Source organism: Deinococcota bacterium, from assembly GCA_030858465.1.
In the GTDB taxonomy this organism is placed as follows: Bacteria; Deinococcota; Deinococci; order Deinococcales; family Trueperaceae; genus JALZLY01.
The window spans coordinates 1-13,069 of sequence record JALZLY010000014.1 but is presented as its reverse complement, the minus strand read 5'-3'; the positions used below and the strand labels follow the sequence as shown (position 1 = coordinate 13,069).

Here is a 13,069-nt window from a genome sequence, read left to right as displayed (position 1 = left end):
CCTTACCTCCTGACCCCAGCATGAACCCGGGCGCCCTCGCGGTCATCAGACCAAAGGCCCGGAGGTTTCTAGGACTTTAGACCTAGTACGAGCCTGGAAACCGCAAGGGAACCGGCTCGCAACGGGTTGTCCGCGCGAGCCGGTTGGGGTGTTGTCTGAGGTCTAGCGCACGCGGATGGGCAGGCGGGCGAAGGTGCCGCGCACGCGGTCGGAGGCGTAGCGGATCTCGTACGCGCCGGGCTCGGTCGGCGCGGTGAGGGTGAGGGGGCTGCCGCCCCGGGTGTAGGCGTAGTCGAGATAGGTCCCGTCGGGCGCATTGGCCAAGACGATGGTCAGATAGTCCTGCGGCCCGTCGGGCCCGGTCCAGGCGACCGAAAAGGACTCGCCCGCGCCGACCTCGGCCGGGGCCTCGAGGCTGATGGCGGCGGCCACCACCGTGATGGGCGCGCTCGCCAGCGTCGGGTTGGGGCTCTCCTGTTCCGTGGAGTAGCGGATCTCGTACGGTCCCGGCTCGGCCGGTGCGGTGAGCGTGGCGGGGTTGCCGTCGCGGGTGTAGGCGTAGTCGAGGTACATGCCCTCGGCTGCGCCCGTTTCGACGATGGTCAGGTAGTCGCCCTGGTTGTCGGGTCCGGTCCAGGTGATCTCGAAGGGGGCACCCGCCTCGACCTCGGCCGGGCCGCTGACGGCGATGTCCGCCCCCGTCACCGTGATGGGCACGCTGGCGAAGGTCCTGCGGCTGCTGTCGCTGCTGTAGCGGACCTCGTAGGCGCCCGGCTCGGTCGGCGCGGTGAGGGTGACGGGGTTGCCCCGGCTGGTGTAGGCATAAGAGCGGTAGCTGCCCTCGGGCGCGCCCGTTTCGACAATGGTCAGGTAGTCGTCGGGGTTGTTCGGCCCGGTCCAGGTCACCTCGAAGGAGGACCCCGCGACGACCTCGGCGGGGGCCTCCACGCCGACCTCGACTTCCCGCGGGGTAAAGGCTTCGCTCCGGCCGATCACCCGGGTGCCTCCCTCCGGCAGGGCCAGGTGGTAGCGGGCCTCGAGCGCGCCCGTCTCAGCGGGGATGCGCAGTTCGACCTGACCGCTGCTGCCCTGCACGTAGGCCCAGCCAAGATAGACCTCGTCGGGCGCGTCCGCTGGGACCACCGCGATCCAGTTACGCTCGCCCTCGGGCGCGCCCTCGTAGGCGACGCTCACCGTGCTCCCCGCGACAGGGTCGGCCGGCGTGACCGAGAGCGTCACCGCCACCTCCGGCGCCAGCTCGAAGGCGAAGTGGTTCTCGCCCTCGGGCGTGACTGTGAGGCCGCCGAAAAGTTGGGCCGCGCCAAAGGCGTCTTCGGCGAAGGCGCGGTAGGCGCCGGCGGCGAGCGCGCCGCGGAGCGTGCCGGGCGCGTCCTGGACGAATTCATAACCCTCGCCGGAGACGGCGTCCTCGAAGGTGACGCGGGCGCCGTCCGCAGCGGGTAGGCCGCCACGCGTGAGGAGGACGGTGACAAGATGGGTCGCCTCGGCCTCGGCAACCTCGGGAACCACGGTCTCGACGGCCCGGCCCAGGGCCGCCGCTAGTTCCGCCGCGCTCGTCGCGTTTTCGAAGGTGCCGACGCCCTCGAAGCTCGCCACGGCGCGCTCGGAGAGGTCGAAGCCGATGATCCTCAAGTCGATCTGGATGCCTTGCGCCCTCAGCCCCTCGGCGACCGCGCGCACGTCGCCGCCGCAGGACTCCTCGCCGTCGGTGACGAGCACAATGAGCTTGCGGCCCGCGGCGGGAAAGTCCGCCGCGGCGCGCCCCAACGACAGCGCGATGGGCGTCGCGCCCACCGCCTGAGTGTCCCGCACGGTGCTCAAGAGGGCCTCGCGGTCGACGCCCGCCATCGGCACGAAGAGTTCGCTGTCCTCGCAGGCGCCCGGCTCAAAGGCGCCAAGCCGCGAGCCGTAGACGCGCAGGCCCACGTTGAGGCCCTCCTCGCTCGGCAGGCCGCTCACGAAGGTCGTCAGGACGTCCTTGGCAGCGACGATGCGGTAGCGCCCGTCCGCGAGCTGGTTCCACATCGAGCCCGAGGCGTCGAGCACGAGTTGGACATAGGTTGCTGACGGGGTTGCTGACGGGGTTGCTGACGGGGTCTCTTGCGTTTGTGCCTGCGCTTCTCCCAAGACGGACAAGCTCAAGGCCAACAAGACGAACAGCGCCCCGACGAACCCTCTGGTGATTGCTGGTAGTGGCGGCAGTGACAGCACGGTATCCTCCCCAGATGATGCTCTTTCGGACTCAGCATAGGGCAAGTTTCGGCCTTGTCAAGAGCCGAACCGGCTCAAGACCGAACTGGGTCAAGGCCAAAACTGGGCGCATTCCAAAACGGTTGGATGAGACGAAGGGCCAAGGGCTAGGAGCCCTTAGCCCTTAGCAAAGATTAAGGCCAATGGCTGACCGCTGACCCCTGTGAGCTGTGAACGCTCAACCCACACCTCGCCCGCCGCAAGCCGTCAGAGCTTGCGTTCCCTGGCATAGAGGGCCGCCTGGACCCGGCCCTTCAGGCCGAGCTTGTCCAAGACGTTGCCGACATGCGTCTTAACCGTCTTTTCTGCGACCCCGAGCGCCGCCGCGACCTCCTTGTTGCTGAGGCCGCCGCTGATGAGACCCAAGACCTCGAGCTCGCGCGGGGTCAGGGTCTTGAGCGGGTCATCTGCTGGCTGGGCGAGGAGGGGCAGGAGGCCGGGGTCCAAAGCCATCTCGCCGCGCATAACCGCGCGAACGCCTTCGAGCAGCGCGCCCGGTCCCGAGTGCTTGACGAGGTAGCCCGCCGCGCCGAGGCGCAAGGCCCCCCGCACCGAGTCCTCGTCGGCCGACGAGCTGAGCACCAGGACCCGGGGCGGCGCGGGCAGCGCGCGCAGCCAGCCGAGGAGCTCGAGGCCGCTAGCGTCCGGGAGTTGCAGGTCGAGCAGCACCAGGTCGGGCGCCAGGGCCTCGGCGCGCTCGAGCGCCTCATCCGCCCGCCCGACCTCGCCGATAACCGCGAGGTCGGGCTGGAGGCCCAAATAGCCCTTGAGCCCTTCACGCACGATAGGGTGGTCGTCGACGATGAGGAGGCGGATCACGGCAGCCACGCCCGCACCGTCGCGCCGCCTTCCGGCCTCGAGGCGACGCTGAGCTCGCCGCCCTGCGCTTCGGCGCGGGCGCGCATGCTCATCAGGCCGAGCCCTGCCGAGGCGTCCGCCGTGAAGCCCGAGCCGTCGTCCTCGACCGTCAGCACCAGGCCGTTGCGACGCTCGAGCCTGAGCCGGACCTCGCCCGCCCCACCGTGGCGGAGCGCGTTGTGGAGCGCCTCCTGAGCGATGCGGTAGAGCGCCTCGGCCTGCGCCTCGCTGACGGCGACGTCCTCGAGCTCGAGCCGCACCCTAGCCGTGCCCGCGCCGCGCTTCGCCAGGCGCTCCAAGGCGGGCAGTAGGCCGCCGGAGAGCTCGGCGGGCCGCAAGACCTCGACGAGCGCGCGCAACTCGGCCTGGGCCGAGGCGATGAGCTCGGCGGTGCTAGCGAGCGCGCCCTCCCGGTGCTCCGCCTCGCCCTCGCGGGCGACGCGCAGGGCGAGCTCGGCGGCGAAGAGGAGCTGCGCGAGCGAGTCGTGCATGTCGCGGGCGAGGCGGTGACGCTCCTCGAGCACTGCGGCGTACTGCGCCTCGCGGCTGCGCGCTTCGGCCAGCCTCGAGCGGTCAAAGGCGGTGCCGAGCTGGCGGCCGACGGCGGTGAGAAAGCGCAGCGTCGCCTCGCTCAGGCGGGTGTCACCGGGGGCCGCCAGGTTGACGATGCCGACCGGCCCGTCCCTGCCGAGGAGCGGGACGCTGGCGTGGACCGAGAGCCCGCCGCGGTCGCCCGTGGCCGCCTCCAGGCGGCTGCAGGTGACCATGTTGACGCCGCGGTCGAGCCCGCCCCGACCGAGCAGGCCCAGGCACTCGCAACCTCCCGTGCAGAGCGGCGCGGCGCCGTCCCTGGCCAGGGCGGGCGGCAGGCCGGTAGCCGCGGCCAGCCTGAACGAGCTCTTGTGCGCGTTGCCCTCGAGCGCCCGGGCGACGAAGACCCAGCCCGCCTCGAGCCCCAAGAGCGCCACCAAGCGCCTCAGGACCGGGACCAGCGCGCGGCTGAAGTCGGGCTCCTCGTTGAGGAGCTCGCCGACGGCGTTCATCACCGAGAGTTCCTGAAGGCGCTTCTCGAGCGCTTCTTCCTCCACCTCGGCAGTCTACCGCGGCGGCGTGAGGGCGCCGCCTGGAAGGGCCTCGAGGCCGTGAGACCTGGCAAAGGCTGCCGTGTGAGGAGATGCTGTGAGAACATCGTCATGAGATTCATAGTTTTGTTGCAAACCAAGGCCTAAGCTTACCTTGTAGCAGATTGCTGCTTGACGCCGTCTGAACGCGATTGGGGTACTGGAAAGTGGAATCTCGCTAGTTCCCTAGGGAGCATTCCTTCTCACGTGTAGGGACTTTTCGCCAGCGGAAGGTCACGTTGTCTAAAAAAGGAGGAAACAAGGTATGTCCGATCAAGACCGTAAAAACAATCCCGGTTTCACCAATTCGGGCCGCGGCTCCGGTGGTTCCGCGGCGCAAGACGCCAAGGATAAGGCGATGAGCGATGCCAAGGATGTCAAGGACAAGGTAGCGAGCGAAGCCGGGAACCTCAAGGATCAGGTGGTGGACGAGGCCAAGCGCGTCAAGGACGAAGCGCAGCAGCAGGTCTCCTCGGTCGTCAGCGAGAACAAGACGCGCGCCGCCGACGAGGTCGGCAGCGTCGCCCAGGCCTTTAGGGAAACCGGCAAGCGCCTGCGCGAGGAAGACCATGGGGCGGTAGCCCAGTACGCCGACCAGCTCGGCGATCAGGTCGAACGCGTGGCGGGCTACCTCCGCGACAAGGACATGGGCGCGATGATCGGCGACCTCGAGAACATGGCCCGCCGTCAGCCCGCGCTCTTTATCGGCGGCGCGGTGGCCGTGGGCCTGCTCGCCTCGCGCTTTTTGAAGAGCTCGGCGAGCAGCATGAGCCGCGGGGGAAGCTACGGTGGCGGCTACGGTGGCGACTACAGGGGTGACTACAGGGGCGACCGGTACGACGCCCGTAACAGCCTCCGCAACGAGACCGGCGGCCAGACGGACGAGTCGAAGGAGGGATGATGCCTCCCAAGGACGACACGCCGACACCGCCCAAGGTGCGAACCGATACCGCTCCCAGGCTCGAGGACCCTCGTGCGCCGGCCGAGGCTCCGCGCGTGGCAGCTCCGGCGAGCAGTGGCGACCGTCCGCTGGGCGAGCTCTTTTCGGAGCTCTCTCAGGGCGTCACCACGCTGCTCAGTCAGGAAATAGCCCTGGCCAAGGCCGAGGTGAACCAAAAGGTCTCGCGGGCCGCCAAAGACGCCGTTTCCCTGGCGATAGGGGGCGTTCTCGCCTTGGGAGGCTACCTGGCGCTCATCGCCTTCCTCATCATCGTGCTCACCTTCTTGGTTCCGCTATGGATATCGGCGCTCATCGTGACGCTGCTGTTTCTCGGCGTCGGCTACATCTTTATCCAAAGGGGCCTCAGCGACCTGAAGCGGTTGAACCCGGTGCCGGAAAAGACCATCGAGTCGCTTCAGGAAGACAAGGAATGGGCGAAGGAGCAACTCAAATGAACCAGGATGACAAGGTGAATCCGGCCGACCCCGGGGACAAGACACCCGAGGAAATCAAGGCCGATATAGAGCGGACTCGGGCCGACATGAGCAAGACGGTCGACGAGCTTCAGGACAAGTTGAACCCCGAGTACCTCAAGGCGCAGGCCAAAGAGCAGGCGCAAGACGCCTTCGAAAACGTCAAAGAGCAGGCGCGGGAGAAGATTATCGGCGTCAAGGACAGTGTCGTCGAGGGTGTAGAAGAGAGAGTTCACGACACCGGCGAAAAGATCGGCGAGGTGAGCGCCGAGCTGACCGAGTGGGTCAGGTCCAATCCTCTGTCGGCGTCGGCGATAGGCGTGGGTTTGGGTGTCGGCTTGGTCATGCTGGGTAGAGCCAAGGGTTCATCCCGCGCTTCCTCTCGGGGCTCCTCTCGCGGCTCCTACCGTGCGGACTACGGGATGAACCATGGCCGTTCAAGCTACGGGCCGCGCCGCGACTACGACTACTCCTCCTATGGCCAAGACGGCCTAGGGGCGGGCCGTTACGCTCGAGAGTCCTACTACGGCTCGAGCTATCAAAGGAGTGACATGGACAGAGATATGGACAGGGACATGGACAGGATCGACGGCGGCTACGGCCAGGGGCAATTCTACAGCGAGGTCTACGACCCGGCGAATCCCTACGACCGAAACCGCGACGATTATGACTACGACTATGACTATGAGGAGTCCGGCGGTCTCTCCAGCCTCCTCGATTCGGTCCGGCATAATCCTGTGCCGGCGCTGCTCACCGTGGGTCTGGGCTGGTTCTTGCTGAACAAGTTGAGGGGCTCCTCCGACGAGGATTACTCCCAGAACTACTACGGCCGCGACGACTACGACGAAGGCCGCTACTACGGTCAGGGCTATCAGGGCGGCATCAGGGAGAGAGGCCGTGACCTCTCGCGGCGGGCCGGGCAAGCCGCGGGTGACGTCAGGCGGCAGGCCGGCCGGGTCGGCAGCCAGGTCGGTGAGCGGGCAGGTCAGGTCGCCCATGAGGCCAGAGACCGCGCCAGCGAGTTGGGCAGCGAAGTCAGAGACCGGGCCAGCGAACTGGGCGACCGGGTCGGGGACGCCGCCAGCGGCGTCAGAGAGCAGGCAGAGCATGTCGCCGACACCGTCCGCGAGGGGGTGGGCGAGGGCGCGGAGTTCGTGAGTGACCAGGCGCGCTACCTCCGCGACCAGGCGCGCTACGGCACCCGGCAGGCCAAACAGGGCGTCGATCAGATGCTCGAGGAGCATCCCTTGGTGGTCGGCGCCATGGCGCTCCTGCTCGGCGCGGCGATAGGCCTCATGGTCCCCTCCACGCGCAAAGAGAACGAGCTCATGGGCGAGACCAGGGATCACCTCTTCGAAAACGCCCGGGGACGGGTGCAAGAGGCCGTCCAAAAGGCTCAGCACATCGCGGAGGAGACCGTCAGCGAGGTGGTCGACACCGTCAAGGAAGAAGCCGGCAAGCAGGGCTTGGGCGACGAGGCCCAGAAGGCGCAGAGCTCTCTGGACTCCTTGGCCAACGAAGCCAAGAGCGCCGCCGAAAAGGCCAAGGACGTCGCCGGCAAAGCGGCCGAACAGGGCAAGGAGACCGCCAAACGCGAGACCGAAAAGGCCAAGGACGACCTCAAGAGCTAGCTCTCGAGGACCAGCTTTTAGCGGGCCCGCCACATGTGGTGGGCCCGGCTTCTTGATGCGGCTCTCGATCCACCTCTCGATCCATCTAGAGGTGGCGTGACGGCCGCCGGGGTAGGATGAGCTATGGCGGATATTCCTACCCTCGGCGGCATCATTCCCCCCGTGCCCACCCCCTTCGACGCTGCGGGAAAGCTCGACCTGGGCGGCTTGCAGCGCGTCCTGCGCGCGCTTGCACCCCAGGTGGACGGCTTTCTCGTCCTGGGCAGCAACGGCGAGGCGGTCTACCTCGCCGAGGACGAGCGCCGCGAGGTGCTGGCGGCGGCCCGTGAGGCCATCCCCCGGGACAAGCCGATGATCGCCGGCACCGGCGGTGAGGCGACCTGGCTGGTGGCCGAGCGCAACCGCCTGGCCGCGGAGGCCGGCGCGGACTGCGTCCTCGTCCTGCCGCCCTTTTACTATCAGGGCCGCATGAACGATGAGACCTTAGCGACGCACTATGAGGCACTGGCCGGGAGTTGCTCCGTCCCGCTCCTGCTCTACAACGTGCCCGCCAACACCACCATCGGCCTGTCGCCCGCGCTCATCGAGAGGCTGGCTGGGCACGAGAACATCCACGGCCTCAAGGACTCGAGCGGCAACATCGTTGCCCTCACCGAGATCATGCGCCGGGTGCCGGAGGAGTTCACGGTGCTTACCGGCAACGCGCCGACGCTGCTGCCCGCGCTCTCGCTGGGCGCGAGGGGCGGCATCCTGGCGGTCGCCAATGTGGCGCCGCAAGCTTATGGAGCGATTTTAAAGCACTTTCAGAGAGGCGAGATAGCCGAGGCGCGCGCCTTGCAGTTGCGCACCAACCCGCTGGCGCTCGCCGTCACCGCACGCTACGGCGTGGCCGGGCTCAAGGCGGCGATGCGCGCTCGGGGCCTGCCGGCAGGCTATCCGCGCGCCCCTCTGCGGGACGTGAGCGAGGCGCAAGGCCGGGAACTTGGCGCGCTGCTGGAGGGGCAGGGGCTCGCTCGAGGCGATATTCGCGCCTAGCCGTGCCCAGCCTTCCCGGCAAATGGCGCAGCCTGTGGCTGCTCGCCCTGGCCGAGCTCCTGGCGATGTCGCTGTGGTTTTCCGCCTCGGCGGTCGTGCCACAGCTCACCGCCGAGTGGAGCCTGAGCGGCGCGCAGAGGTCCTGGCTGACCATGAGCGTGCAGCTCGGCTTTGTGGCCGGGGCTGTGGTCAGCGCCGTGCTCAACCTCGCCGACCGCCTCTCGGCGCGCTGGCTCTTTAGCGCCTGCGCGCTTCTCGGCGCGGGCCTAAACGCCGCCATCGCCCTGCCCGGGATGACGCCGGAGGGGGCGCTGCTCCTGCGCTTTCTGACGGGCGCGACCCTGGCCGGGGTCTACCCACCGGGGATGAAGCTGATGGCGACCTGGTGCCAGGCCGACCGCGGCCTCTGCATCGGTCTGCTCGTCGGCGCTTTGAGCGTCGGTTCGGCCACGCCCCATCTTCTGAACGCCCTGCCGCTCCTGGGCGCCGGCTTGCCGGACTGGCGGCCGGTCCTGCTCTTGTCCTCGGGATTGGCCCTTGTCGCGGCGCTGCTGGCCGCCCTCTTCATCCGCAGCGGCCCCTTCCTGGCGCCGGCGCCCAGGCTGAACTGGCGCTACGCCGCCGAGGTCGTCACCAACCGCGGCGTGCGTCTCGCCAACTTCGGCTATCTCGGCCACATGTGGGAGCTCTACGCGATGTGGGCCTGGGTGCCGCTCTTTCTCTTGGCGAGTTATGAGCAGGCGGGCCTGAGCGAAGCCTCGGCGCGTCTGGCGGGCTTTTCGGTCATCGCCGTGGGGGGGATCGGCTGCGTCCTGGCGGGGCTTCTGGCCGACCGCTGGGGGAGAGTGCGCGTCGCCTCCTCGAGCCTGGTCGTCTCCGGAGCCTGCGCGCTCACGGCGGGTTTTCTCTTTCATTCGCCGCTCCTTCTGACCGCGCTCTGCCTCATCTGGGGTTTCGCGGTGATCGCCGACAGCGCCCAGTTCAGCGCGGCGGTGAGCGAGCTCGCCGACCCGCGCTACGTGGGCACGGCCCTGACGGTGCAGACGAGCCTGGGCTTTCTGCTGACGCTGCTGAGCATCCGCCTGGTGCCGCCGCTCGAGGCGAGCCTGGGCTGGGGCTGGGCGTTCGCCGTCCTGGCACTCGGCCCGGCCTTCAGCCTCTGGAGCATGGGGCGTCTGCGCCGCCTGCCTGAGGCCGTCAAGATGGCGTCTGGAAACCGCTGAGGGCCCAAGGAGAAAGAGAGGCTAGGGCCGGCTCATCGCCGCGACAAGGGCCCTGGCCCTCTCCCAAGCCTCGGCGAGCGCAATGAGCGAGACGACCCCGACGAGGTCGGCGGGAAGTGCGCCGTGCCAGGTTTGGGCGTCTTGTAGCCGTTCAAAAACGTGGAGGTAGGGGCAGCGGCTCGAGGCCAGGCCCGGCGCCTCGGGCAGGAGCGCCTGTGGCTCCACGTAGGAATGCCAGTAGGGCTCGGCGGGAGGGCGGTCGGGGCGAATGGTGAGGGCGAACGCCGCGCCCACGGGAGGACGCGCCTCGAGCGCGACCGCTTCTTGCAGGAGGTGCGCGTAGAGCAGCGCGTCAAAGGCACAAAAGACATGGCGGCTTTCGCTCCCCGCCAGGCGCAGTTCGTAGCGGGTCGGCGCGGCGCTGGTGATGCGCCTCAGGACCGAGGCGCGGCTTTCAGCGTCGGCGTCACCCCCGAGGTTTGGCTCAGCTGAGGGCCGGATGTCGAGCAGATCTTCCAGCCTGAACTCCTTGCCGCTGATGCGTTTCAGCGCCCATAGCATGTGGGCCAGCAATTCCAGGTCCAGCAAGGCGGGAGCTTCTTTGGCCCAGCGGTAGACGGTCGTCCTCGACACCCGGCGGGGAGCCAACTCCTTGCTGAGGCGGTAGGGCGTGATGCCCTCGCGCTCGAGCACTTCGGGCATTCTCCAAGTCACCCCGGCGTTCATGAGATGCATCATACCATGAGGCGAAACCAAAGGAGGTGAAAGTGACATACTCCCCGGACTGGAAGTCAGGGGCTTCTCGTGCAACGCTTGCGTCACTTACCGCTACGAAGGACTCTAGCTCAGAAGAACTCGTCGAGGCCCCGGTAGAAGGCCAGCTTCTCCAGGTCGGGCTCGAGGCCGCCCTGAATTACACTGGCAGCGGCTAGCACGGCGGTTGAGTGGGCGGATGACCGGTCTGGCCTCCTACCGCCGCTACCTGCCCATCCTGGGGCAGGTCTGGCGCCTCTCCTTGCCGGTCATCGTCGCCAACCTGTTCATGACCATGGTCAACGTCGTGGACGTATTCATGGCGGGCCGGCTCGGCCCCGTGGAGATCGCCGCGGTGGGCATGGCAAGCAGCGTCCGCCTGCTGGTGCTCATCGCCATCCTGGCGGTGACGGCGGGCTCGATGGCCCTGGCGGCGCAGGCGCACGGCGCGCGCGACCCGGCAGGCGTCTCCTTCGTCGCCCGCCAGTCCTACTCGCTCACGCTGATCTTGGGCCTCACGCTCAGCGTCATCGGCTGGTTCGCCGCCGAGCCGCTGCTGACTTTTTTGAACAGCGGCGGCGACCCGAGAGCGGTGGAACTGGGCGCGGCCTACTTGAAGATTCTCTTCCTGGGCACCATCTTTTTAAACTTCAACTTCGTCAACAACAGCCTGATGCAGGGCGCGGGCGACACCGTCACGCCGCTCTACATCACCGCGGGCATCAATGTCTTAAACGTGCTCTTCAACTACCTGTTCATGTTCGGCCCCGGCCCGCTGCCCGCCTACGGCGTCGCCGGCGCGGCGATGGGCACGGTGCTCTCTCGCGTCATCGCTGCGGGCGTGGGTTTTTACATCTTCAGGTCGGGCAGAAACGTCATCAAGATCCTTCCCGGTTCTTACAAGCCCGACCTGACGATGTTTCGTGACATCCTCGCCATCGGTATTCCTTCGGGCCTTCAGGGCGTGGTGCGCAACAGCGCGCAGCTTTTCGTCTTGCGCATCGTCACCTCGACGGCGGCGGGCAGCTACGGCGCAGCGGCGCTGGCCGTGGGCATCCAAATCGAGTCCTTGGCCTTTATGCCGGGCTTAGCCATCAGCGTGGCGGCGACGAGCCTGGTGGGGCGCTCGCTCGGCGCCTGGCAGGTGAGCGCGGCGCGCATCCAGGGTAACGTCGCCATCTTTTTGGGGGTGGTGGTGATGTCGCTTATCGCCCTGCCGCTCTTCGTGTTCGCGCCCGCCATCATCCGCCTTTTCGACCCGAGCGCGCACCCGACGGTGGTCGAGGCGGGCACGGCCTACATCCGCATCAACGCGCTCTTCCAGCCCCTCCTGGCCATCGCCATGGTCACCAACGGCACCCTGCGCGGCGCGGGCGACACCCGGCCGGGCCTCATCGGCACCCTCATCGGCCGCTGGCTGGTGGTGGTGCCCTTGGCCTACCTGCTCGCGCTGCAACTCGGCATGGGCGTCAACGGGGTGTGGTGGGCGCTGGTGACGGGCACGACCGTGCAGGCCCTCTACATCCTCCTGCGCTGGCGCAGCGGCACCTGGCAGGAGGTGGCCCTCAAGAAGACCAAGGTCTACCGCCGCTACCTCCACAACTTGCCCCAGCCCGCGCAGGCGCGCTTCTTGCACGAGGTGCGTGGGCCGCTGCTGGCCCTGGAGAACACCACCGAGCACGTCGGCAAAGACCGCGTCGAGTACCGCGGCGGCGCGGGCACCGTCACGGTGCGCTTCGAGGGGGGCGACTTCAGGCTCGAGGACCCGGGCAGTTGCGCTCCGACCTGGCGGCTGCGGGAAGGGCCACCGCACGTGGCCGCCAGTCACGATTGACCGTCAAGCTCTGAACTCGGTGTGAAGGGGCGTTGTAATCAACCCCAGGAAGGCAGGGGTATCCGCTTTGTCTACTGCATTCGATGAAATTCCAGTCGAGGAGACGGTTTCAGGGGCCGAAACCCGCTAGATTACAGCAACGAACCTCTGGAGGTCTTTATGTCCACGCTTTACCTTCTCGGCAGCGGCGCCGCCGTGAGCGACCCGCACCGCACCACCACCATGCTCGCCTTTGAGACAGGCGTCTCGGTCATCGCCGTGGACTGCGGCGGCGACGCGGTGCAGCGCCTGATGGCCGCGGGAATCGCGCTGGAGAGGCTCAGCGCCTTCATCCTCAGCCACGAGCACCCCGACCACGTCTCGGGTTTTCCCCTGGTGATGGAAAAGCTGTGGCTGGCAGGGCGGCGTGAGCCCTTGCCCGTTTACGGCATCGCTCCGGCCCTGGATCAGGCCGAGCGCACCTTCTCGAGCTTCGACACCAGCGGCTGGAAGGGCATGCCCGCTATCCTCTGGCGCGAGGTGGCGCAAGAGGAGGGCGCCGAGGTGCTTCAGGACGACCACTGGAAGATCACCGCCTCACCGGGCGAGCATACCGTCCCCGTCATCGGCCTGCGGGTCGAGACAGCGAGCGGCACCGTCGCCTACTCCTGCGACACCGAGCCGGTAGCCTCCATCACCCGCCTCGCGCGCGGCGCGGACATCCTCGTTCATGAGGCAACCGGCGCCGGGCCGGGGCACAGCAGCGCCAGGCAAGCGGCGGAGGTCGCCCGCGAGGCCGGCGCCAAACGCCTCCTGCTCGTCCACCTGCCGCCCGAAAGCGACCTGGGCGAGGCGGAGATGGCGCAGGCGCGGGAGGTCTTCGCCGAGACGGAAAAGGGCGAGGAAGAGGGGCGCTATCCGTTCTAGTTCAGGTGCGGCTGGAGGCGCGCC

Annotated in this window: 11 protein-coding genes; 7 read left to right on the top strand and 4 right to left on the bottom strand. The window is 67.9% G+C overall.

Annotation, left to right across the window (positions count from 1 at the left end; translation table 11 throughout):
• Positions 1-162: 162 nt before the first annotated feature.
• The 3 genes from M3498_00880 to M3498_00870 form a co-directional block, all read right to left on the bottom strand.
• A complete protein-coding gene (locus tag M3498_00880; protein ID MDQ3457850.1) occupies positions 163-2,232 on the bottom strand; it encodes a VWA domain-containing protein in 2,070 nt (689 codons plus the stop codon).
• A gap of 246 nt (positions 2,233-2,478) precedes the next feature.
• Positions 2,479-3,099 (bottom strand): response regulator transcription factor, encoded by a 621-nt coding sequence (locus M3498_00875; GenBank protein MDQ3457849.1) that lies wholly within the window; start codon positions 3,097-3,099, stop codon positions 2,479-2,481.
• Positions 3,087-4,217 carry a GAF domain-containing sensor histidine kinase gene (locus M3498_00870; protein ID MDQ3457848.1) on the bottom strand — a complete coding sequence of 377 codons (1,131 nt, stop codon included), beginning with the start codon at positions 4,215-4,217 and terminating at the stop codon, positions 3,087-3,089. Before M3498_00870 ends, M3498_00875 begins: the two co-directional genes overlap by 13 nt.
• Positions 4,218-4,515: 298 nt before the next feature.
• Here M3498_00870 and M3498_00865 point away from each other — a divergent pair, with 298 nt between their 5' ends.
• The 5 genes from M3498_00865 (at position 4,516) to M3498_00845 (ending at position 9,552) form a co-directional block, all read left to right on the top strand.
• A complete protein-coding gene (locus tag M3498_00865) occupies positions 4,516-5,151 on the top strand; it encodes a hypothetical protein (protein ID MDQ3457847.1) in 636 nt (211 codons plus the stop codon).
• Positions 5,148-5,645 carry a phage holin family protein gene (locus M3498_00860; protein MDQ3457846.1) on the top strand — a complete coding sequence of 166 codons (498 nt, stop codon included), beginning with the start codon at positions 5,148-5,150 and terminating at the stop codon, positions 5,643-5,645. The genes M3498_00865 and M3498_00860 overlap by 4 nt, the downstream gene beginning before the upstream one ends.
• Positions 5,642-7,294, top strand: coding sequence for a DUF3618 domain-containing protein (locus M3498_00855; protein MDQ3457845.1), 1,653 nt, complete (start codon positions 5,642-5,644; stop codon positions 7,292-7,294). Before M3498_00860 ends, M3498_00855 begins: the two co-directional genes overlap by 4 nt.
• A 123-nt stretch (positions 7,295-7,417) precedes the next feature.
• Positions 7,418-8,329, top strand: coding sequence for a dihydrodipicolinate synthase family protein (locus M3498_00850; protein ID MDQ3457844.1), 912 nt, complete (start codon positions 7,418-7,420; stop codon positions 8,327-8,329).
• A gap of 65 nt (positions 8,330-8,394) precedes the next feature.
• On the top strand, positions 8,395-9,552 hold the full coding sequence (locus M3498_00845) for an MFS transporter (protein MDQ3457843.1): 1,158 nt from the start codon (positions 8,395-8,397) through the stop codon (positions 9,550-9,552).
• A gap of 21 nt (positions 9,553-9,573) precedes the next feature.
• Here the strand turns inward: M3498_00845 and M3498_00840 are convergent, their stop codons facing one another.
• On the bottom strand, positions 9,574-10,290 hold the full coding sequence (locus M3498_00840) for an alkylmercury lyase family protein (GenBank protein MDQ3457842.1): 717 nt from the start codon (positions 10,288-10,290) through the stop codon (positions 9,574-9,576).
• Positions 10,291-10,504: 214 nt separating this feature from the next.
• On the opposite strand from M3498_00840, the gene M3498_00835 reads away from it, so the two are divergent.
• Positions 10,505-12,139, top strand: a complete 1,635-nt coding sequence (locus M3498_00835; protein MDQ3457841.1) for an MATE family efflux transporter — start codon at positions 10,505-10,507, stop codon at positions 12,137-12,139.
• A gap of 159 nt (positions 12,140-12,298) precedes the next feature.
• Positions 12,299-13,045: an MBL fold metallo-hydrolase gene (locus M3498_00830; protein MDQ3457840.1), complete on the top strand. Its 747-nt coding sequence runs from the start codon at positions 12,299-12,301 to the stop codon at positions 13,043-13,045.
• The last annotated feature ends 24 nt before the right edge of the window (positions 13,046-13,069 follow it).

Bases quoted from the DNA above. Each gene is read 5' to 3' on its own strand.
- M3498_00850 (MDQ3457844.1), top strand. From the start codon at position 7,418: ATGGCGGATATTCCTACCCTCGGCGGCATCATTCCCCCCGTGCCCACC.
- M3498_00830 (MDQ3457840.1), top strand. From the start codon at position 12,299: ATGTCCACGCTTTACCTTCTCGGCAGCGGCGCCGCCGTGAGCGACCCG.
- M3498_00840 (MDQ3457842.1), bottom strand. From the start codon at position 10,290: ATGATGCATCTCATGAACGCCGGGGTGACTTGGAGAATGCCCGAAGTG.
- M3498_00855 (MDQ3457845.1), top strand. From the start codon at position 5,642: ATGAACCAGGATGACAAGGTGAATCCGGCCGACCCCGGGGACAAGACA.
- M3498_00845 (MDQ3457843.1), top strand. From the start codon at position 8,395: ATGTCGCTGTGGTTTTCCGCCTCGGCGGTCGTGCCACAGCTCACCGCC.
- M3498_00835 (MDQ3457841.1), top strand. From the start codon at position 10,505: ATGACCGGTCTGGCCTCCTACCGCCGCTACCTGCCCATCCTGGGGCAG.
- M3498_00860 (MDQ3457846.1), top strand. From the start codon at position 5,148: ATGATGCCTCCCAAGGACGACACGCCGACACCGCCCAAGGTGCGAACC.
- M3498_00865 (MDQ3457847.1), top strand. From the start codon at position 4,516: ATGTCCGATCAAGACCGTAAAAACAATCCCGGTTTCACCAATTCGGGC.